The sequence below is a fragment of the Arthrobacter sp. Y3221048 genome (genome assembly GCF_059092685.1).
Window position 1 is genome coordinate 25,051 of sequence record NZ_JBNHHX010000008.1, and the last position, 20,839, is coordinate 45,889.

General features: G+C 67.7%; 15 protein-coding genes and 1 pseudogene. 9 read left to right on the forward strand and 7 right to left on the reverse strand.

What is annotated here, in order from left to right:
* Positions 1-8: 8 nt before the first annotated feature.
* Together AC5RVS_RS17575 and AC5RVS_RS17580 are read left to right on the forward strand one after the other, a co-directional pair.
* Entirely contained in the window at positions 9-512 is a 504-nt protein-coding gene (locus AC5RVS_RS17575) for a bifunctional nuclease family protein (RefSeq protein WP_493987494.1), read from the forward strand.
* 228 nt (positions 513-740) lie between these two features.
* The gene (locus tag AC5RVS_RS17580) at positions 741-1,337 is read left to right on the forward strand and encodes a MerR family transcriptional regulator (RefSeq protein WP_493999446.1); all 597 of its coding nucleotides are present in this window, start codon (positions 741-743) and stop codon (positions 1,335-1,337) included.
* Between the two features lie 132 nt (positions 1,338-1,469).
* Here AC5RVS_RS17580 and AC5RVS_RS17585 read toward each other — a convergent pair whose 3' ends face one another.
* Positions 1,470-2,309 carry a ParA family protein gene (locus tag AC5RVS_RS17585; RefSeq protein WP_494109106.1) on the reverse strand — a complete coding sequence of 280 codons (840 nt, stop codon included), beginning with the start codon at positions 2,307-2,309 and terminating at the stop codon, positions 1,470-1,472.
* A 303-nt stretch (positions 2,310-2,612) separates the two neighbouring features.
* Here AC5RVS_RS17585 and AC5RVS_RS17590 point away from each other — a divergent pair, with 303 nt between their 5' ends.
* Positions 2,613-6,044 (forward strand): pyruvate carboxylase, encoded by a 3,432-nt coding sequence (locus tag AC5RVS_RS17590; protein WP_494109107.1) that lies wholly within the window; start codon positions 2,613-2,615, stop codon positions 6,042-6,044.
* Between the two features lie 75 nt (positions 6,045-6,119).
* Here AC5RVS_RS17590 and AC5RVS_RS17595 read toward each other — a convergent pair whose 3' ends face one another.
* Positions 6,120-7,928: an AMP-dependent synthetase/ligase gene (locus AC5RVS_RS17595; protein WP_494109108.1), complete on the reverse strand. Its 1,809-nt coding sequence runs from the start codon at positions 7,926-7,928 to the stop codon at positions 6,120-6,122.
* A gap of 176 nt (positions 7,929-8,104) precedes the next feature.
* Between AC5RVS_RS17595 and AC5RVS_RS17600 the strand changes: the two genes are divergently transcribed.
* Entirely contained in the window at positions 8,105-9,064 is a 960-nt protein-coding gene (locus tag AC5RVS_RS17600) for an ROK family glucokinase (RefSeq protein WP_494109109.1), read from the forward strand.
* A gap of 15 nt (positions 9,065-9,079) precedes the next feature.
* Here AC5RVS_RS17600 and AC5RVS_RS17605 read toward each other — a convergent pair whose 3' ends face one another.
* Both AC5RVS_RS17605 and AC5RVS_RS17610 read right to left on the reverse strand, forming a co-directional pair.
* Positions 9,080-9,550: a hypothetical protein gene (locus AC5RVS_RS17605; protein ID WP_494109110.1), complete on the reverse strand. Its 471-nt coding sequence runs from the start codon at positions 9,548-9,550 to the stop codon at positions 9,080-9,082.
* Positions 9,537-10,325, reverse strand: a complete 789-nt coding sequence (locus AC5RVS_RS17610; RefSeq protein ID WP_494109111.1) for an alpha/beta hydrolase — start codon at positions 10,323-10,325, stop codon at positions 9,537-9,539. Before AC5RVS_RS17610 ends, AC5RVS_RS17605 begins: the two co-directional genes overlap by 14 nt.
* Before the next feature lie 159 nt (positions 10,326-10,484).
* On the opposite strand from AC5RVS_RS17610, the pseudogene AC5RVS_RS17615 reads away from it, so the two are divergent.
* Positions 10,485-11,157 (forward strand): annotated as a pseudogene (locus AC5RVS_RS17615) (lysophospholipid acyltransferase family protein); the annotation flags it as partial.
* Between the two features lie 528 nt (positions 11,158-11,685).
* Entirely contained in the window at positions 11,686-13,071 is a 1,386-nt protein-coding gene (locus AC5RVS_RS17620; RefSeq protein ID WP_494109112.1) for a class II 3-deoxy-7-phosphoheptulonate synthase, read from the forward strand.
* Between the two features lie 123 nt (positions 13,072-13,194).
* Here the strand turns inward: AC5RVS_RS17620 and pknB are convergent, their stop codons facing one another.
* Positions 13,195-15,177 carry a Stk1 family PASTA domain-containing Ser/Thr kinase gene (pknB, locus tag AC5RVS_RS17625; RefSeq protein WP_494109132.1) on the reverse strand — a complete coding sequence of 661 codons (1,983 nt, stop codon included), beginning with the start codon at positions 15,175-15,177 and terminating at the stop codon, positions 13,195-13,197.
* A gap of 76 nt (positions 15,178-15,253) precedes the next feature.
* Complete coding sequence (locus AC5RVS_RS17630; RefSeq protein WP_494109113.1) at positions 15,254-17,014, reverse strand: LysM peptidoglycan-binding domain-containing protein; 1,761 nt, start codon at positions 17,012-17,014, stop codon at positions 15,254-15,256.
* Positions 17,015-17,231: 217 nt separating this feature from the next.
* On the opposite strand from AC5RVS_RS17630, the gene AC5RVS_RS17635 reads away from it, so the two are divergent.
* The gene (locus AC5RVS_RS17635; protein WP_493987484.1) at positions 17,232-17,585 is read left to right on the forward strand and encodes an Rv2175c family DNA-binding protein; all 354 of its coding nucleotides are present in this window, start codon (positions 17,232-17,234) and stop codon (positions 17,583-17,585) included.
* A 62-nt stretch (positions 17,586-17,647) separates the two neighbouring features.
* On the opposite strand, the gene AC5RVS_RS17640 is transcribed toward AC5RVS_RS17635, so the two are convergent.
* A complete protein-coding gene (locus AC5RVS_RS17640) occupies positions 17,648-18,748 on the reverse strand; it encodes a polyprenyl synthetase family protein (RefSeq protein WP_494109114.1) in 1,101 nt (366 codons plus the stop codon).
* Positions 18,749-18,927: 179 nt separating this feature from the next.
* On the opposite strand from AC5RVS_RS17640, the gene dinB reads away from it, so the two are divergent.
* Positions 18,928-20,172 carry a DNA polymerase IV gene (gene dinB, locus AC5RVS_RS17645; protein WP_494109115.1) on the forward strand — a complete coding sequence of 415 codons (1,245 nt, stop codon included), beginning with the start codon at positions 18,928-18,930 and terminating at the stop codon, positions 20,170-20,172.
* Positions 20,173-20,344: 172 nt separating this feature from the next.
* On the forward strand, positions 20,345-20,719 hold the full coding sequence (locus AC5RVS_RS17650; RefSeq protein ID WP_493987481.1) for an SCO2097 family morphological protein: 375 nt from the start codon (positions 20,345-20,347) through the stop codon (positions 20,717-20,719).
* Positions 20,720-20,839 lie beyond the last annotated feature (120 nt).

Consider the following 20,839-nt stretch of genomic DNA (forward strand, 5'->3'; position numbering starts at 1 on the left):
GAGAAGCCATGCTCGAACTCGAGGTTGTCGGAGTCCGCATTGAACTCCCGTCGAACCAGCCGCTGGTGCTGCTCAAGGAAACCGACGGCGAACGGCACATACCCATCTGGATCGGCGCGCCGGAAGCCAGCGCGATTGCGTTCGCCCAGCAGGGCATCAAACCGCCGCGCCCCATGACCCACGACCTGCTGCGTGACGTCGTCGACGTGCTCGGCCGGCGCATCACTGAAGTCCGCCTGGTGACCGTCCAGGACACCGTCTTCTTTGCCGAGCTCGTGTTCGACGGCGGTGCAACCGTCAGCTCCCGCGCCTCGGACGCCATCGCCGTGGCACTGCGTGTGCCCTGCCCGATCTACTGCGCGGACGAAGTGATGGACGAGGCCGGGGTCAAGATCGCCGAAGCCGCCGAAGATGAGGAATCCGACGGCCAGGCGCAGGAGACCGCGGAAAGCCAGTTGCGCGAGTTCAGGGAATTCCTCGCCGACGTGGAGCCCGAGGACTTCGAAAAATAGCCGTCGCCGGGCTCTGGCCCCGCACCCGAATCGGCCGGCCCGGGGGCCGGGCGTCCGACACGCCGCAGCAAAAATGCCAGCGTCTTTGACCGGCGGCCCCCGCCGTTCTAACGTCGAAGCATACAGTTCCCATTGCAGCGCAGGCCAACTCAGGGCAGACTTAGACCAGACCTCTGGGCTGACTGCGATGCTCATTCCCCACAGGGAACTTCGACAAGGAGGGTTCACGTGAGTCCTAAAGGTGATGCGGGCGAGATGCCGCACGCTCTGCAGACCGGCGCTGCCATACCCGCAAGTGCCCAGGGCTTGCTGTTCACCGAAGACCTGCCCGTGCTGGACGAGGACGCCGGCTACCGCGGTCCCACAGCCTGCAAAGCGGCCGGCATCACCTACCGGCAGTTGGACTACTGGGCACGCACCGGGCTGGTGGAACCCGCCGTGCGCGGCGCGTCCGGCTCAGGCTCCCAGCGCCTTTACAGCTTCCGCGACATCCTGGTCCTGAAGGTGGTAAAGCGCCTGCTCGATACCGGCGTCTCGCTGCAGCAGATCCGCTCCGCCGTTGGCCACCTGCGCGAACGCGGCGTGGAAGACCTGGCCCAGATCACGCTCATGAGCGACGGGGCCAGCGTGTACGAGTGCACCTCCGCAGACGAGGTCATCGACTTGGTCCAGGGCGGACAGGGTGTCTTCGGCATCGCTGTCGGCCGGGTGTGGCGAGAGGTCGAAGGCAGCCTTGCGGAGCTCCCCAGCGAACATGCCGCAGAGGAGCAGGACTTTCCCGACGACGAGCTGAGCCGCCGGCGCGCTGCGCGCAAGATCAGCTGAGCGATCACAAAGGCTTAAACAGCGGGAGGGGCTCCGGGGAAACCGGAGCCCCTCCCGCACTTTAAGGTGCGATCCAGGCCGTTTCTGCTGCCGGGCCGGGACCCGCTGTCAGCCGGGCCGCCAGCCGGGCCGTCAGCTGGGCTGGCGGCGGAGCGCGCGGCTGCGCATCCGCCCGGAATCGGTCAGGTTCCTGAGCAGTTCGTCGAAAAGCGCGGCCGCCTGCCGTGCCGATTCACCCGGCCACTGGTGGACGGAATGCGCCGCACCCTGGATCTGCTGCCAGTTCGCCTGCTCCGCGATGGTGGGGGAGAGCAGCAGGTCGCCGAACATGGTTTTCATTTCAGCCAGCCGGTAACCGTGCTCATTGGAGCTGGTCCGGACACGGTTGGCCACCACCCCGGCCGTCTTCAGGTCCGGGGCGAATTCTTCCCGGAACAAATCGATGGCCCGCATGGTGCGTTCGGTGCCGGCCACCGAGAAGAGGCTCGGCTCGGCCACGAGCAGCACCCGGGTGCTCGCCGTCCAGGCCATGCGCGTCAGTCCGTTGAGCGACGGCGGGCAGTCGATGAGCACCAGAGAGTAATCATTCACCCGTGAGAGCACGGTGGAGAGCCTGCGCAGGTCCCGGCGGCTCAGATCGGGCCGGTCGTAGATGCCGGAGTAGGCAGAACCGATGGCGACGTCGAGAACCTGCCGCCCGGCAGCCGGCGCGCTGCCGGGATCCGCTGAGGCCACCCAGCCGCTCGGGGCGACGTTGGCCCGTAGATCGGCTTTGCGCGCGTTCTTGAGGAGGCGGCCGACGTCGGTCTGGCGGGACGGCTTGACGCCGAGTCCCGTCGTGGCGTCAGCATGCGGATCCAAGTCGATGACCAGGGTGGGGATTCCCGCTGCCAGCGCCGCAGAGGCCAGGCCCAGCGTGACCGAGGTCTTGCCAACCCCGCCCTTGAGGCTGCTGATGCTCACTACTTGCACGTAAAAACCAAAACCTAACGTATCGAGTGTGGGGCTTCTGCGCCGGACCTGTCTTCACGGCACCCTATTCATCATAAGTGGAGCGCCGCAGCACACCGTGCCACCCGCGCCGCCGGGGCGTTTCGCCGCCAGCGCCGTAACATGCGGACCGCAAGATCCGCCATGGTGCGTGATCTGTGCAACACTGGCTTGCCAGTGCAACGGGCCGTCCGTGAGACTTGGCTCACGGAGTCCGCCGGCACCGGCGCCGGACGGTCGTGCTTCACACCCAAAGTCCGGACCCGGCAACGATGCAGGAGTGAAATGTTCGAAAAGATCCTGGTAGCCAACCGTGGCGAAATCGCCATCAGGGCATTCCGCGCGGCCTATGAGCTGGGCGCCAAAACCGTGGCGGTGTTCCCGTATGAGGACCGCAACTCGATCCACCGCCAGAAGGCCGACGAAGCGTATTTGATCGGTGAGAAGGGACATCCGGTCCGGGCTTACCTCGACGTCAACGAGATCATCCGGGTCGCCAAGGAGTCGGGCGCGGACGCCATCTACCCCGGCTACGGATTCCTGTCCGAGAATCCCGAGCTGGCCCGCGCCGCTGCCGGTGCCGGCATAGCCTTTGTCGGCCCAAAGGCCGAGGTGCTGGAGCTCGCGGGGCACAAGGTCCACGCCCTGCACGCAGCCCGCAAGGCGGGGATCCCGGTGCTGAAGTCCACCGAACCCAGTGCGGATCCGGAAAAATTGCTGGTCGAAGCCGAGGAGATCGGCTTCCCGATCTTCGTCAAGGCCGTCGCCGGCGGCGGCGGCCGCGGCATGCGGCGGGTCGACAGCCGCAACGAACTTCCGGAAGCCCTCGCGGCTGCCATGCGGGAAGCCGACACGGCCTTCGGGGATCCCACCGTATTCCTTGAACAGGCCGTGCTGCGGCCGCGCCACATCGAAGTGCAGATCCTGGCCGACGGGCAGGGCAACGTCATGCACCTCTTCGAACGCGACTGCTCGCTCCAGCGCCGACACCAGAAGGTCATTGAAATCGCCCCCGCACCCAACCTGGACGAGGGCATCCGGCAGGCACTGTACCGGGACGCGGTCAAGTTCGCGCAAGCGCTCGGCTACACCAACGCCGGCACGGTTGAGTTCCTGGTGGACACGGTCGGTGAACGGGCCGGGCAGCATGTCTTCATCGAGATGAACCCCCGCATCCAGGTCGAGCACACGGTGACCGAGGAGATCACCGACGTCGATCTGGTGCAGTCCCAGCTGCGCATTGCCGCCGGTGAGACCCTTGCCGACCTGGGCTTGTCCCAGCAGGCCGTGTCCGTCAACGGCACCGCCATGCAGTCCCGTATCACCACGGAGGACCCGGCCAACGGATTCCGTCCGGACGTGGGCAAGATCACCGCCTACCGGTCGGCCGGCGGCGCCGGAGTCCGGCTGGACGGCGGCACCATCTACACCGGTGCCGAAATCAGTCCGCACTTTGACTCGATGCTGGTCAAGCTCACCTGCCGTGGCCGCGACTTTGCGACGGCGGCCGCCCGCGCCAAGCGTGCCCTGGCCGAGTTCCGCATCCGCGGCGTCTCCACCAACATCGCGTTCCTGCAGGCGGTGCTGGAGGACCCGGACTTCCTGGCCGGCAACGTCGCCACCTCGTTCATCGACGAGCGGCCGGAACTGCTCAAGGCCCGTATTTCGGCCGACCGCGGCACCAAGCTGCTCACCTGGCTGGCGGACATCACCGTCAACAAACCGCACGGCGAGCTGCCGGTGTCCACGGCACCGGTGGCGAAGCTGCCCGAACCCGCCAGGAAGGCGCTGGAGGCCACCGGTGCCCTGACAGCCGTTCCGGCGTCCGGCTCCCGGCAGCGGCTGCAGCAACTGGGCCCGGAGAAGTTTGCGGCCGCGCTGCGGGCCCAGACAGCCGTGGCGGTCACGGACACGACCTTCCGTGACGCTCACCAGTCGCTGCTGGCTACCCGGGTGCGCACCAAGGACCTGCTCAACGCCGCACCCGCCGTCTCGGCACTCACCCCGCAGCTGCTCTCGGTCGAGGCGTGGGGCGGCGCAACCTACGATGTCGCGCTGCGCTTCTTGGGCGAGGACCCGTGGGAGCGTTTGGCGGCGCTGCGCCAGGCGATGCCGAACATCTGCCTGCAGATGCTGCTGCGCGGACGGAACACGGTCGGCTATACCCCGTACCCGGAGGAAGTCACCACGGCGTTCGTCCGGGAAGCTGCCGCCACCGGCATCGACATCTTCAGGATTTTCGACGCGCTCAACGATGTCTCCCAGATGGAACCTGCGATCCGCGCCGTGCGGGAGACCGGAACGGCCGTGGCCGAAGTCGCGCTCTGCTACACCGGAGACCTGCTGGATCCGGCGGAGGACCTGTATACGCTGGACTACTACCTGGAGCTGGCCGGGCGGATTGTTGACGCCGGGGCGCATATCCTGGCGATCAAGGATATGGCCGGTCTGTTGCGTCCGGCGGCCGCGGCGAAGCTGGTCACGGCGCTGCGCGAGCGTTTCGATCTCCCGGTGCACGTGCACACCCACGACACGGCCGGGGGTCAGCTGGCGACGCTGCTGGCCGCCGTCGATGCCGGTGCAGATGCGGTGGACGTCGCCAGCGCGGCCATGGCCGGCACCACCAGCCAGCCGCCCATGTCGGCGCTGGTTGCGGCGTTGGCGCACACCGAACGCGACACCGGCCTGGACCTGGCCGCCGTTGGCTCGCTGGAGCCCTACTGGGAAGCGGTCCGCCGCGTCTATGCACCGTTCGAGTCGGGGTTGCCGGGGCCGACCGGCCGCGTGTATGCGCACGAGATTCCGGGCGGCCAGCTCTCCAACCTCAGGCAGCAGGCTATCGCGCTGGGACTCGGGGAGAGGTTCGAGGCGATCGAGGACATGTACTCCGCCGCGGACAAGATCCTGGGCCGCTTGGTGAAGGTGACCCCGTCGTCCAAGGTGGTGGGCGACCTGGCCCTCCAGCTGGTCGGTGCAAACGTTGATCCTGAGGAGTTCGCGTCCGATCCGGGGAAGTACGATATCCCCGATTCCGTCATCGGCTTCCTCTCCGGCGAGCTGGGCGATCCTCCCGGCGGCTGGCCGGAGCCGTTCCGCACCAAGGCCTTGGCCGGGCGCAATATCAAGCCGCGCAACGAGGAGCTGACGGCCGAGGACTCGGCAGCGCTGGCCGCGGACCCGGCCACCCGGCGTGCGGCCCTGAACCGGCTGCTGTTTGCCGGCCCTGCCAAGGAGTTCGAGAAAATCCGGGACATGTACGGCGACGTGTCCGTGCTGGACACGCTGGACTACCTGTACGGGCTGCAGCCGGGAACCGAACACGTGATCGAGCTCGAGAAGGGCGTCCGCCTGATCGCCATGCTGGGGGCCATCTCCGAGCCGGATGAGAAGGGCATGCGCACCGTGCACTGCACGCTCAACGGCCAGCAGCGCAATGTGATGGTGCGCGACGCCAGCGTGGAATCCGAGGTCAAGGTCGCGGAGAAGGCCGATCCTGCCCAGCCGGGGCACGTGGCGGCTCCGTTCGCCGGCGCAGTCACGGTCATCGTCAAGGTCGGCGACACCATTAAGGCGGGCGACACCGTGGCCACCATCGAGGCCATGAAGATGGAGGCCGGCATCACGGCTCCCGCCGGAGGCACCGTCACGCGGCTGGCGGTCTCGGCCGTCGAACAGGTCCAGGGCGGAGACCTGCTCCTGGTCATCGACCCGGCCTAGGGCCGGAGGCAAATACTCGGGAAGAGAAACGCAGGGCCGTGGCTGTGAAGCCGCGGCCCTGCGTTTCCGGCAAGGTTACTGACGCACGCCGGCGTAAATCTGCTCCACGTACTCGTCGAAATCGGCCAGCACCTGCGCCCGCTTGATCTTCAGCGACGGTGTCAGGTGCCCCGATGCTTCAGTGAAGTCGGACGGGATGATCCGGAAGGACTTAATCCCTTCCGCCTGGGAGACGGTCTGGTTGGCCCGGTCGATGAGCGCCTGGATCGCCGCCTTCACCACTTCGTGGTCAGCTGCCTGGTCCATCGTGGTGCCGGCCGGGAGGTTGTGGCGGTCCAGCCAGCCGGGCAGCGCCTCCTCGTCCAAGGTGATGAGCGCGGAGATAAACGGCCGGTTGTCGCCAATCACCACACATTGGGAAACCAGCGCATCGGCGCGGATTTGATCCTCAAGCTGGGCCGGGACAACGTTTTTGCCACTGGCCGTGACGATGATTTCCTTCTTCCGGCCGGTGACGCGCAGGAAACCGTCCGCGTCCAGTTCGCCGATGTCACCGGTGCGGAACCAGCCGTCTTCGAAGGCCTCGGAGGAGAGGTCGGGACGGTTGAAGTAGCCGCGAAGCACACAGACGCCCTTGGCGAGGATCTCGCCGTCGTCGGCGATCTTGACGGCGTTTCCGGGCAGCGGGGCCCCGACCGAGCCGATCTTGACCAGTTTGGGGGTGTTAACCGACACCGGGGCCGTGGTTTCGGTCAGGCCGTAGCCTTCCAGCACCAGGAGGCCGATGCCGTGGAAGAAGTGCCCCAGCCGTTCGCCCAACGGACCGCCGCCGGAGACCGCGTGCTCGACCCGGCCGCCCATCGCCTCACGGATCTTGTGGTACACCAGCTTGTCGAAGAGCTTGTGCTTGAGCTTGAGCATCAGCGGTACCTTGCCGGCTTCATCGGCCCGGGACCAGGCGACGGCCGTGTCCGCGGCGGCGTGGAAGATCTTGCCCTTGCCGCCGTCCTCCGCCTTGAGCATGGAGCTGTTGTAGACCTTCTCGAACACCCGCGGGACCGCCAGGATGAAGGTTGGCCGATAGCTTTGCAGATCCGGCAGCAGGTTCTTGATGTCCGGAGTATGCGCCACGGTGGCACCCGCGGCGACGCACAGGACGGAGACAAACCGCGCGAAGACGTGGGCCAGCGGCAGGAACATGATGGTCTGCGCGCCCTCGTGGGCCACTTCCGGCAGCGCCGCCGCGGCGTTCTTGGATAGCTCCACGAAATTTCCGTGGGTCAGTTCACAGCCCTTGGGCCGACCGGTGGTACCGGAGGTGTAGATGATCGTGGCCAGGTCGTCCAGGCCTGCGGCCGTACGGCGTTCCTCCACGGTGGCGTCGGGAACATCCCGGCCGGCGGCGCGGAGAGCGTCGAGTGACTCCTCGCCCAGCTGCCACACGTGTTTCAGGTCTTCCAAGCCTTCGTTGAGGGCGGCCTGGCGGACCTTCGCTTCATGGGAGGCGCTCTCCGCGAAGACCCCCACGGCACCGGAATCGCCGAGGATCCAGGCGATCTGGCTGGGGGAGGAGGTCTCGTAAATCGGCACCGACACGGCTCCGGCGAACCAGATCGCGAAGTCCACCAGGGACCATTCGTAGCGGGTGCGGGCCATGATGCCCACCCGGTCGCCTGGCTGGACACCGCTGGAGACCAGCCCCTTGGCCAACCGGGTCACGTCCGCGAGGAACTCAGTGGCACGGATGTCCTGCCACGTCCCGGACGAGTCCTTGCGGGAAAACAAGGCCGGATTCGATCCCTTCTGCGCCTGCTCAACCACCAGGCCGGCGATATTGGCATCCCGCGGAACGTCAACCAGGACGGGCACGCTGTATTCGCGCACGATAGCTCCTCACTTCTTCAGCTGTGGCCAGCTCCGGATAGCCTCCCTGACGGAGGTTCCTTTTAGCCTATAACCTAAATCACAGCGGATACTGGCAGGTAACCTACGAAACGGTAACGGTCGGCCCGCTCCCCGCCTAAGCAGCCCCGCCGGGATGGGCTGCTTAAGATGGTCTGGTGGAGAACAGCGCCCTGGCGGTGGGGATAGACATCGGCGGCACCAAGGTGGCGGCCGGGGCCGTCGACCGGTCCGGGCGCGTCGTCGCTGAGCTGGTCCGCCCCACGCCGGGACGCGATCCGCGGCACGTGGAACACCTCATCGCAACGCTGGTGCGGGAGTTGGCGTCGGAACACAACATTGCCGCAGTGGGCGTCGGAGCGGCGGGGTGGATGGACCTCGCCGGCGGGACCGTGCTGTTCAGCCCGCACCTGGCGTGGCGGAACGAACCGCTGCGGGACAACCTGGAGCGGCTGCTGGGCCGGCCCGTCACCGTGGTCAACGACGCCGATGCCGCCGCCTGGGGCGAGTTCCGCTTTGGTGCCGGAACGGGAGAGCGACGTTTGGTCTGCATTACCCTGGGCACCGGCATCGGCGGAGCCATGGTGATGGATGGCCGGCTGGAGCGGGGCCGGTGGGGTGTTGCCGGGGAATTCGGGCACCAGGTCATTATGCCCGGCGGGCACCGCTGCGCGTGTGGAAACCGCGGCTGCTGGGAACAATACGCCTCGGGCAATGCCTTGGGACGCGAGGCCCGGGAGCTGGCCGCGGCGAACTCCCCGGTGGCCCAGCGCTGGCTGCAGGCCGCGGGCGGGGTGGTGGATGACATCACGGGTGCGGTGGTGACGGAACAGGCGAAACGGGCCGACCCTGCCAGCGTCCGGCTGCTGGAAGAGGCCGGGGAATGGCTGGGGCTGGGGCTGGCCAATCTTGCCGCGGCGCTGGATCCGGGCCTGTTCGTGATCGGCGGCGGGCTGTGCGAAGCCGGCGACCTGCTGTTGGAGCCGGCCCGCCATGCGCTGGAGCGGAACCTGACGGGCCGCGGGTTCCGGCCGGTGGCGGACGTGCGGTTGGCTGGCCTGGGGCCGAAGGCCGGAATGATCGGCGCCGCGGACCTGGCCCGCGGCGATTCCACCTGATTCCACGGCCAAGCGCTAGACCCGCGCCCCGTCGTCGTGCCCGTCGCGTTCCTTCGGCAGCCGGAAGACCAGATAGACGGCAGAGGCCACGAACAGGGCCACCAGCGCCAGTACCGCAGTGAAGGGTGCGCCCCGCCAGAACATGGCGGTCAGCAACAAACCCAGCGGAGCCCCCACAGCCCCGATCCACGCCAGTACCAGTAGCGGTTCGCCTGCGCCCAGTGGAGCAGGTTCCGGCGGCACGTAGCCCTCGTCGTCGTCCGGTTCCGCGACGGTGTAATCCCGCGGGCCGGTCGGGGCTCCATCCGCCGGGACCTCCGGCAGGCGGTTCTCGAAAATCCCGCGCAGGCGTTGGGGATCGGCGCCGTTGCCGGCAGCGGGCCGGTCCGGAGGCATGCCGTCCGCGCTCCCGGAGTCTGTCTCTTCCAGCCGGGCCACGAGATCCTGCCAGGCGGCGTCGTCCCGGTCCTGGTCATGCCCGGGCATGCGTGGCTCCCGTCTGCCCCGGCGATGTGGCCGCAGTGGCCTGGATGAATTCGGCCGACCGGCGGTAGATCAGGTCGGCGTCGTGGTCCATGGTGGCCACGTGATAGCTGTCCGCCAGCGGCACCATCTCCAGCCGGTCCGTGCCAATCCGCCGCCGGAGTACATGCATGGAAGATTCCGGGACAATATGGTCCACCGCGGAGCGGAAAACGAGTGTCGGAGCGGTGACGCGGGGCAGATCGGCCACGACCGTCTTGAAGAGCTGGCCCAGCTGGTGGGCGGCAGCCACCGGGGTGCGTTCGTAGGCGCCCTCATCCATGCCCGGCTTGTTGATGTCGTTGCCAATGGCCGGCACCGAGCGCAGGACGTACTTCAACACGCCCGTGAGCGGCGCCCGCGGGTCCGCGATGGTGAGACCCGGGTTGACCAGCAGCACGCCGGAGACCGGGCGGTGCGCGGCCAGCCGCAGCGCCAAGGCACCGCCCATGGACAGCCCGGCCACGAAGACGTGGCTGCGCTCGCGGGCGAGCTCCGAAAAGGCCTGCTCGGCCGCCCCGTACCAGCTTTGCCAACGGGATGTGGCCAGATCCTGCCACGTGGTGCCGTGACCGGGCAGCAGCGGCAACCGTACCGCGTAGCCGGCATCGGCCAGGCTCTCCGCCCACCCCCGCATACTGCGCGGGGAACCGGTGAAACCATGAAGCAGGACGACGCCGACGCGGGAATTCGGGCCGTGCCCGGGGCTGGAAAAGACGCCGTCGGCAACAGAAGTCATGGCACTATCGTGTCATTACGGGAGCCGTTCGGCCATCGATAGCCGGCCGGTTCCTTCTCCGGTACCCCCATCCTGCGCAGCCACGCAGACGCAAAGCTGGAGTAGAGTCTCAAGCGGTATTGGTAAAGCGGCCGGCGGCGGCGGAACGGAAAGGCACACGTGTTCTACTGGTTCATGAAGACCATCGTCGTAGGACCGGTGGTCCGGCTACTCTTCCGGCCATGGGTCAAGGGGCTGGACAACATTCCGGACAGCGGCCCGGCGGTGCTGGCCAGCAACCACCTTTCCTTCTCCGATTCGATTTTCCTGCCCCTCGCGGTGCCCCGGCCAGTGGTGTTCCTGGCCAAGAGCGAGTACTTCACCGGCAAAGGCGCCAAGGGCAAGCTCACCGCGGCCTTCTTCAGGATGACCAACCAGCTTCCGATGGACCGATCCGGCGGAGCGGCCTCGGCCACGTCCCTGCTGGCGGGAAGGGACGCGCTGCAGGACGGCGGCCTGCTGGGCATCTACCCGGAGGGCACCAGGTCCCCGGACGGAAAGCTGTACCGGGGCAAGACCGGTGTGGCGAAGTTGGTGCTGCACACCGGCGTGCCGGTGATCCCGGTGGCGATGATCGGCACGGACAAGGTGCAGCCCATCGGCCGGCGCATCCCCAACATCCGCCGGGTGGGCATCATCATTGGCAAGCCTTTGGATTTTTCCCGCTACAAGGGGCTGGAAGACGACCGGTTCATCCAGCGTTCGGTCACCGACGAGATCATGTACGAGATCATGCGGCTCTCCGGCCAGGAGTACGTCGATTCGTACGCCAGCACGGTCAAGGCCAGGCTGACCGCACGCAAACCGGCCAAGGCGGAAAGCCAGCGCCACGCCGCCGTCGGCCTGCCGCCGGAGCAACCGGAGCCTCCGAAGGCCAAAGCACCGGGAGCCATCACGGTTATCGGCGGACCGGCACCCGCCGCCAGTCCGGCACCCGCCGCCGCCGGACCGGCACCCGCCGCCGATTCGGCACCCGCCGCCGGACCGGCACCCGCCGCCGCGGGACCGGGGGAGGCGCAGTCCGGGACGGACGAGAAGGCTGCCGGCCAGGCCGCAGCCGCCACACCCTCCAGCGCCCTGCCCGACAGTGCTGGCGACAGCGCGGCCGAGAGCGTGGCCGACAGCGCGGCCGGGCAGAGCGGCGCAGCCGGCGAAGCCGCGGGGGACGGAGCGGCTCCGGCCGGCCTCCCGGACGCCGGGGGAGCGGTCCGCGGGTCCGGCCGGAAGGGCCGGCGCTGACGCCGTCGGAATGTGACGCCCATGTGGCGGCCCATGACCTCTTCACGTGAAGCCAGCGAAGCCGCAGGTCTACGATTGAAGGGTGACCGATACAACCTTCATTGCTTCCGTTCCCGACCAGCTGCCGACGGCAGCGGACTATCCCGGTCTGGATGACTGGCGAGAGCTGCCGGTAGTGCAGCAGCCCACCTGGCACGATCCCTCGGTCTACGCGTCCTCCGTTGCCGAGCTGAACTCCCTGCCGCCGCTGGTCTTTGCCGGGGAAGTCGACGTCCTGCGGGAGCGTCTGGCCCTGGCCGCCGACGGTAAAGCGTTCCTGCTCCAGGGCGGGGACTGCGCCGAAACCTTCGGCGGAGCCACCGCCGACAAGATCAGTGCCCGCGTCAAGACCATCCTGCAAATGGCCGTGGTGCTCACCTACGGCGCCTCGCTGCCCGTGATCAAGATGGGCCGGATGGCCGGACAGTTTGCGAAGCCCCGCTCGTCCAACGACGAAACCCGTGAAGGCGTGACGCTGCCGGCCTACCGCGGCGACATGGTCAACGGCTTTGAATTCACCCCCGAGTCCCGGGCCCACGATGCCAGCCGGATGGTGCAGGCGTACCATACGTCCGCCTCCACGCTGAACCTGATCCGGGCTTTCACCCAGGGCGGTTTCGCCGACCTGCGCCTGGTGCACCACTGGAACAAGGGCTTCACGGCCAATCCGGCACATTCACGCTACGAGTCACTGGCACGCGAAATCGACCGCGCCGTGAAGTTCATGGACGCCTGCGGCGCCGACTTCGACGCCCTCAAGCGGGTCGAGTTCTTCGCCAGCCATGAAGCGCTGGTGCTGGACTACGAGCGCGCGCTGACCCGCATCGATTCGCGGACCGGCCTGCCCTACAACACCTCGGGGCATTTCCTCTGGATCGGTGAACGTACCCGCCAGCTGGACGGCGCCCACGTGGACTTCCTGTCCAGGGTGCGAAACCCCATCGGAGTCAAGCTGGGCCCGACCACGTCCGCCGACGACGCCCTGCGGCTGATCGACAAACTGGATCCCCAGCGCGAGCCGGGCCGGCTGACCTTCATCACCCGGATGGGTGCCGGCAACATCCGCCACAAGCTGCCGGAGCTCGTGAAGCGGGTCACCGAGAGCGGCGCCAAGGTGCTCTGGGTGACCGACCCCATGCACGGCAACACGGTCACCTCGCCCAACGGTTACAAGACCCGGAACTTCGACGACGTCATCGAGGAGGTGCGCGGTTTCTTCGACGTGCACCACGAACTGGGCACGTTCCCGGGCGGCCTGCACGTGGAGATGACCGGCGACGACGTGGCGGAGTGCCTCGGCGGCGCCGATCCCATCGATCAGAACGCCTTCCTGGACCGCTACGAGTCCGTCTGCGACCCGCGGCTGAACCACATGCAGTCCCTGGAAATGGCGTTCCTGGTGGCGGGGGCGCTCTCCCGCCAGCGGTAGCCCAACCCACGCTTGCCGCCCGGCGCTGCTCAGAGCGGGGACACGGAAGGCCCGGAACCAGGTGAACAGGTTCCGGGCCTTCCGGCCGTCACGGGACGCGGGCGCCGCCGGCGGCTGGCAGCATCAGACCACGGTCAGCGTGATGACCGAGCCCTCCGGCAGGGACCCATTGTCCGGGTCCTGTGTCCGCACGGTGCCGAAGAAGCCGCCGAGGAACTCCTTGACCTTCACCTCGAAGCCCAGTTCCTCCAGCGCACGCTTCGCCTCGTCCACCTGCTGGCCCACAGTGTCCGGGACCTCGACCATCCGCGGGCCCTTGGAGAGCGTCAGGGTGACGGTGTCGCCGCGGACGACCTGGCCTTCGGCCGGCGTCTGCGCCGCCACCGAGCCCGCCGGAACGTTGCGGTCGAACACGGCCTCCGGTGCCACCTCCACCTTCAGGCCGGCGCCTTCCAAGGCTGCGGCGGCGTCGGACTGCGGCTGGCCCACCACCTGCGGCACGCTGAACGGCTTCGGCCCCTTGGAGACCGTGAGCCCGACGGCGGTGCCGCGCCGCAGCTGTTCGCCCTCGGCGGGTTTGTGGCTGAGGACGGTACCTGCCGCTGCTTCCTCGTCGTACGCTTCCTTGACATCCCCGGCGGCAAGCCCTGCTTCTTCCAGCGCGGCGGTGGCCTCCTTCACGCTCATGCCCGCCAGCGGCGGCACGCCGAAGAGCTCCGGGCCCTTCGATACCACGAGGGCCACCTGCTCGAAGCGGCGGATTTCGGCGGGCGCATCGGGTTCCGTGCCGACGGCGAGCCCCGCGGCTACCTTCTCGTCGAAGACTTCCTCAAGCGTGAACTCCAGCCCCTGTTCCCGGAGCATGCCCTCAGCTTCGGCTACCGGCTTGCCGGTCACGTCGGGAACGGAAACGATGGCGCCGGGCCCGATGCCGAAGAACCACCCTGCGGCTGCGACCAAGGCGGCCACGATGGCCAGCACGACAATCCAGATGATGCCTCGGCGCCGGGGATTGCCACGGCGCAGGTTTTGTTCAGGGCGCCGCGAGCGGCGGGCCACTTCCCGCTGGCGTTTCTTCGATTCGCGGGCGGACAGCGGCCGCTGCTGCCCGGCCGGTGCCGCGGCGCCCTCGCCGGCGCTGAAAACCTGCGTGTGATGTGCGGAGCGGGAAATGACGGTAGTGCGCTGCGGATCGGAAGGGATGACCTGGGTGGATGAGGTCGCCGCCGGCTCGGTCCGGGCTGCCTGGGCATCCAGCTGGGCATCGCTGAGCGACTTGTGCACGTGCCGCAGTTCGCCCAGCAGCGCTGCGGCGTCCACCGGCCGCTGGTCCGGATCCGACCCCGTGCACCAGAGCACCAGCTCGTCGAGGTCGGGAGCCAGCCCGGGAACCAGGGTTGACGGCGCGGGCACGGTGGAATTGACGTGCTGGAACGCTACCTGGATCGGCACGTCGCCGGTGAACGGCTGGCGCCCGGTCAGCATCTCGAACAGCATGATGCCCACCGAGTAGACATCGCTGCGTTCATCGGCCGCGGTGCCGGTGACCAATTCGGGCGGCAGGTATGCGACGGTCCCGATCAAGGACCCGGTGCTGGTGCTGGTGGTCACGGCGCGCGCCAGGCCAAAATCGCCGAGCTTGACCCGCCCGTCGTCGGACATCAGCACGTTCTCCGGCTTGATGTCGCGGTGCACCAAACCTGCGGCGTGTGCGGCGGCCAGTCCTTCGATGACAGGATCAAGGACTGCCAGGGCGTGCCGCGGCGTCAGCGGAGCGGACTCGTCGAGCAGGTCCCGCAGCGTGTGCCCGGGCACGTATTCCATCGCGAGGTAGGCGACGTTGCCGTCGATGCCCTGGTCGTAGACGCCCACCACATGGGGGTGCGAGAGCCGGGCCGCGGACTTGGCCTCGCGTTCGAACCGTTCCAGGAAGCCGGCGTCTTCGGCCAGGTAGGGATAGAGCACCTTGAGCGCCACATTGCGGTCCAGCCGGGTGTCGGACGCCAGGTAAACCGTGGACATCCCGCCGCGCGCCAGGCGCGAGGCAACCCGGTAGCGCCCATCGATCAGGGCGCCGACCAGTGAATCAGTTGCCGGTTGCACTATACGATCCTAAGTCCTCACAGCGAAAGGACCCGAATCCACACCGTGGTTCGGGTCCTTTGCCAGGGGCGGCCGCCGGCTAGAACTTCTTCATGTGCGATTTCACCGCGGCCACGTAGGCCTTCGTGTCGCTGTACATTCCGTAGGTCATCACGCCGTACTGGCCCTGGTAGTAGGACGCAATAGCGATGTCCAGGGACGGGCTGGTGCTCACCAGGGAGCGGATGATCGCTACGCCGGCGGTCGCGTTGTCGTAGGGATCGAGCAGGTTGAGCTTGCGGCCCACCAGGGTCGAGGCCCACTCGCCCGAGGACGGAATGACCTGCATGGCGCCAATCGCGTTGGCCGGCGACACGGCGTCCTGCTGAAAGCCGGATTCCTGGTAGGCGTGCGCCAGGGCGAGCCGCGGATCCACGCCCATCTTGGCCGCCGTTTGGGCGATGATGTCCTTCATCTGGGCCGGGGTGGGCTGCGGCGTGGAGAGCAGCAGGCGCTTGTTCTCATTGGCTTTGCCCACCACCGCGGCCGGATACGTGTAGTGCAGGAAGGTACTGGGCACCAGCGGCTGGGCCGACGCGGTGCCGACGCTCGACGTCGTGGTTTGCGCACCGCCGGGGACGCTGATCTTCTGGCCAGGGTAGATGATCGAGGTCGACTTCAGGCCGCTGGACTGCAGCAGGCTGGACAGCGTCACGTTGAGCTTGCCGGCGATGCCGGAAAGCGTGTCGCCGGACTTGACCGTATAGCTGCCCGTGCCCGTGGCTGCGGTGCTGCTGGCCGGCGCCTTGGACGACGCCGACGCGTTGGTCACGGACGAACCGCTCACCTTGATCTTCTGACCGGGGTGGATGACCGAGGTGACCTTGAGGTTGTTGGCGGCGAGGACGGCGCCCAGGCTCATGCCGTGGCGGGCGGCAATTCCGGAGAGGGTGTCACCCGGCTTGACCGTGTAACTGCCGGTGCCCGAGGGGGCGCTGGTCCGGGTGGAAAGTTTAGCCTGAGAGGCGGACGGGACGCTGGAAGCCTTGGCTCCGCCGTTGACCGAGATATTCTGGCCGGGGTAGATGATCGAGCTGATCTTGAGGTTGTTGGCGGAGAGGAGGGCGCCCAGGCTCATGCCGTGCTTGGCTGCGATGCCGGAGAGCGTGTCGCCGGACCTGACCGTGTAGCTGCCGGCGCTGGTTTTGGTGGAAGCTTTTGCCTGGCCCGCGGCCGAGGCGGTGGAGACGCGGGCGGCTCCGCCGTTGACCGAGATATTCTGGCCCGGATAGATGATCGAGCTGATCTTGAGGTTGTTGGCGGAGAGGAGGGCGCCCAGCCTCATGCCGTGCTTGGCTGCGATGCCGGACAGGGTGTCGCCGGACTTGACCGTGTAGCTGCCGGAACCGGACGAGGACTGCGTCGCCGCATTGCCGGAGGACTTCGCGGCCGAGCCGCCCAGCTTGATCTTCTGCCCCGGGTGGATGATGGTGCTGGCACCCAGGCTGTTCAGCGACAGCACTTTCTGCACGGACAAGCCGTAACGGGCCGCGATGCCGCTGACCGTCTCACCGGCCCGAACCGTGTGGGCGGCGGGAGCGGTCTGCGCCCGCAGCGACGCGGGCAACTGGGCAACAACCTGGGAAGCGGGAATGAAAGCAGTCGCCGGAACAGTGACGCCCGGAATCGCCGCCTTGGGCTGCAGCGCCGAGCGCGGAGGCAGGTCGGCGGCCTGGGCCGGCATGGCCAAAGCAGCGGAGGACAGCACGACGGCGGGAATCGCCGCGGTTGCTGCCGCGGACAGCAGCACCCGGCGGGGCTGGCTGCGGTCGGTGCGCGTGATCGGGCGCTGATCGGTCATTGGTGTCCCTCATCCTCGTTTTACGGCCTGGCGAGCGTCCCCCAACGGGCCGCGCAGTGGTACTGGTGTGCCATTTGTTATCGATGTGAAAACTGTTACTCAAGTGAATTTACACTATTGACGCATAACACAAAAGCCACAGCGTGCGAATGAAGAATGAAGGCGGCGTGTCGAAAAGGAAATGGCTCAGCGGGGGCCGCCGTGGCACCCTTATACGGTGAGTGAACTTGAAGAACTGATTGCCGATTGGCTGCCGCTGCCGGACGTTGCCGAGCAACTGGACGTCTCCATTAAAAAGGTGCACGCCCTGCTTGAAGAACGCGCCTTGATCGAGGCACGAGTGGGGGACCGCCGGATCCGCTCGGTGCCGGCGGCGTTCCTGGTCGGCGGAACCGTGCTCGAAAGCCTCAAGGGGACGTTGGCGGTCCTGTCCGATGCCGGCTACAGCGACGAGCAAGCACTGGTCTGGCTCTTCACCGCCGATGATTCCCTGCCCGGCCGGCCCATCGACGCGCTGCGCGAGGGCCGCAAGACCGAGATCCGCCGCCGCGCCCAAGCGCTCGGCTGGTAGGCGTCCGGCCCCCTGCGGCACGCCGCCGGCTACGCGCCGGGGCCGGGCTCAGGGCAACCGGCTCAGGCGCTGCGGCGGACCGCCGAGTCGGCCAGCCTGCCCAGGGCCTGGCGCACGCCGTCCGGTACCGGCAGGGCTGCCAAGGCTGCGTCCACCGCAGCGGTCCGGTCGGAAATCATCTGCTCGGCGGCAGCCAGGGCGCCGCTGCTGGTGATCAGGCCCCGCAGCTCTTCCACCGCCACGTCGGAGAGCTCCGGTGAGCCCAGCCGGGCCTCCAGCAGGGTGCGTTCGGCCGGCGTGCAGTGGTTGAGCGTGTGTGCAATCAGCACGGTGCGCTTGCCCTCCCGCAGGTCGTCCCCGGCCGGCTTGCCGGTCGTGGCCGGATCTCCGAACACCCCCAGGACATCGTCGCGGATCTGGAAGGCCTCGCCCAGGGGCAGCGAGAACGCCTCGTAGGCCTCCAGCAGGCCGGCCGAAGCGCCCGCCAGTGCGCCGCCCACGCACAGGGGATGCACGGTGGAGTACTTGGCCGACTTGTAGCGCAGGATCTGCAGGGCGCGGTCCACGGCGGCTTCCGCCGGGCGGCCCGGTCCCGCCGCTTCCTCCAGCAGGTCCAGGTACTGCCCGGCCATGACCTCCGCGCGCATCCGGTTGAAAATCGCGCGGGCGGGCGTCCCGGACGCGGACTCCACCCCGATCCCGGCAAAGACTTCTTCGCTGAGGGACAGGCAGAGGTCGCCGGCCAGCAGGGCGGCGGCTTGCCCGTACCGTTCGGCGTCCAGCGCCCAGCCGTTGAGCCTGTGCTGCTGTTCGAACCGCCGGTGGACGCTCGGGCTGCCCCGCCGGGTATCCGAGCGGTCGATGATGTCGTCGTGGATCAGTGCCGCGGCCTGGAAAAGTTCCAGCGCGACTCCTGCCTGAACGGACTGGGCTGCGAGCACGGGACCCCCTGCCCCGCGCCAGCCCCAGTAGGCCAGCAGCGCCCGCAGGCGCTTGCCGCCCGCGGTGAGGTCGGTGATCGCCTCCACCAGCGGTGCCGCGTCCGGGGCCGCCTCCTGCAGCAGGTCCTTCTGCCCGGCGAGGAACTCCCGGAGCAATCCGGCAACGGCCTGCCGGAAGTCCTCCTGTTCGGCAGCGACCGTCGTCGTCAATGAGGGCTCCACGCCGCTACCTCCGGTCTGCCCGTGCGGGGCGGAATTCTTCAGGGCGGTACAGCATGCGGCGGAGCTCCTCGCGGTGGTACTGATGTCTCCAGCCCAGTCTAGACAATATGGTGAGGCCGCTGGGGCGGCGGCTGCGGCGGCGCGGCACGGCAGGGCGACGGCCAGCCTACGATAGTGCTGTGACCTCCCCGGACCAGCAGAACTGCACCATTCTCCACGTGGACATGGACGCCTTTTTCGTCGGCGTGGAGTTGCTGGAGCGGCCGGAGCTGGTCGGGCAGCCGGTCATCGTGGGATCCGCCTCCGGCCGGGCGGTGGTGCTCTCGGCATCGTATGAGGCCCGCAAATACGGCGTCCGCTCGGCGATGCCGATGGCGCGGGCCCGCATGCTGTGTCCGCAGGCGCTCATCATTGAACCCAGCCACACCAAGTACCAGCAGGCCTCGGCCCGGATCATGGCGATCTTCCGGGAAATCACGCCGTACGTGGAACCTCTCAGCGTCGACGAAGCTTTCCTCGACGTGGCCGGTGCGCGCCGGCGGCTGGGTGAACCGCTGGAAATCGGCGCGCTCATCCGCCGCAGGATCTCGACCGAGTTGGGCCTGACCGCGACGGTAGGCATCGCCGCCACCAAGTTCGTGGCAAAAATAGCTTCCACGCATGCCAAGCCGGACGGACTGCTGCTCATACCCGAGGCCGAGACGGTCGAGTTCCTGCATTCCCTGCCGGTAGGAGCCCTGTGGGGAGTCGGCGCCAAAACGCGGGAGGTCCTGGCCCGCCTCGGCATCCGTACCGTTGCCGATGTGGCACAGACTCCGCCCGCGGCGCTGCACCGCGTCCTGGGAGCCACCGGCGACCACGTCCATCGGCTGGCCTGGGGAATCGACGACCGGACGGTCACCCCGGAACGGGTGGAGAAGAGCATCGGTGCCGAAGAAACCTTTGAAAAGGACGTCGACGACGACGAGCTGCTGGAGCGCGAACTCCTGCGGCTGGCCTATCGGACCGCCGCCAGGCTCCGCGCCGGGAACATGCGCGCCGGGACCATAGCGCTGAAACTTCGGTATTCCGACTTCACAACCCTGAACCGGTCACGGAAGCTGCCGGCGCCATCGAACAGCGCCCAGCAGCTGCAGGCCGCAGCGGCGGGGCTCCTGGCGGCCATCGGCGAGCGTCCGCAGGCGGTCCGGCTCATCGGATTGCGGGCGGAGCAGCTGGAGGACGCCGGCCGGGGCGGCCAGCAGTTGAGCTTTGACGGCCACGAGGATACTTGGCACAGTGCCGAACAGGCCCTGGACGAAGTAAACCGGAAGTTCGGCGGCGCGGGAATCGTGCCTGCCTCGCTGCTCAAGTCCGGGCCCCGCAAGCCGACGGAGCAGGGCCCGGAATCCGGCCGCCGGCCGGGGCGGGGCCGGGGCGCTTGAAATCGCCGGGGACGGGATCACAGTTGGGTCATCTTAGCTTTCGATTGCAGGCTTTGCGCTCTATTCTTAGTAGCAAAGGTCAATTCGGTTCCGGTTTGTTTCAGGAACTCTTGTCCCGCGGAGTTCGTTGTACGCTATGCACCCCTGGGGGACTGGAACAAAGGAGGCTCAGATGCCACTCTCAGAGCATGAACAGCGGCTGCTGGAACAACTGGAGCAGCAGTTGCATGCTGATGACCCGAAGTTTGCCAGCCACATGGAATCGGCCAGCGGCCGATCGTTGTCGACGCGCCACATCGTCGTGGGCTCACTCGTCGCGATTGCCGGAATCCTGGTCCTGCTCACCGGCATCCTCAGCCAGATCATCGCCGTCGGGGTCCTGGGGTTCGTCATCATGGGTGCCGGCGTTTACTGGGCCACCACGCGTCGGGCCGGGGCAGGGTCGCCGCGGTCGACCGGCAACAAGCAGACTTCCTCGTCGAAGGGCGGCTTCATGGCGAGCCTCGAGGAGCGGTGGGACGAACGGCACCACGGCGAAGACCGCTGACACAAGACCCGGCCACCGGGAGCAGCCGCTGAGGCTCCTCCACTTTGCCCCACCCGGGGCCTAACGGCCGGACAGCACGAAGGCAAGACCCGTCAAACGTCGGGTCTTTTCGTGTTTAAG

Bases quoted from the DNA above. Each gene is read 5' to 3' on its own strand.
- AC5RVS_RS17575 (WP_493987494.1), top strand. From the start codon at position 9: ATGCTCGAACTCGAGGTTGTCGGAGTCCGCATTGAACTCCCGTCGAAC.
- AC5RVS_RS17590 (WP_494109107.1), top strand. From the start codon at position 2,613: ATGTTCGAAAAGATCCTGGTAGCCAACCGTGGCGAAATCGCCATCAGG.
- AC5RVS_RS17605 (WP_494109110.1), bottom strand. From the start codon at position 9,550: ATGCCCGGGCATGACCAGGACCGGGACGACGCCGCCTGGCAGGATCTC.
- AC5RVS_RS17610 (WP_494109111.1), bottom strand. From the start codon at position 10,325: ATGACTTCTGTTGCCGACGGCGTCTTTTCCAGCCCCGGGCACGGCCCG.
- AC5RVS_RS17630 (WP_494109113.1), bottom strand. From the start codon at position 17,014: ATGACCGATCAGCGCCCGATCACGCGCACCGACCGCAGCCAGCCCCGC.
- AC5RVS_RS17650 (WP_493987481.1), top strand. From the start codon at position 20,345: ATGCCACTCTCAGAGCATGAACAGCGGCTGCTGGAACAACTGGAGCAG.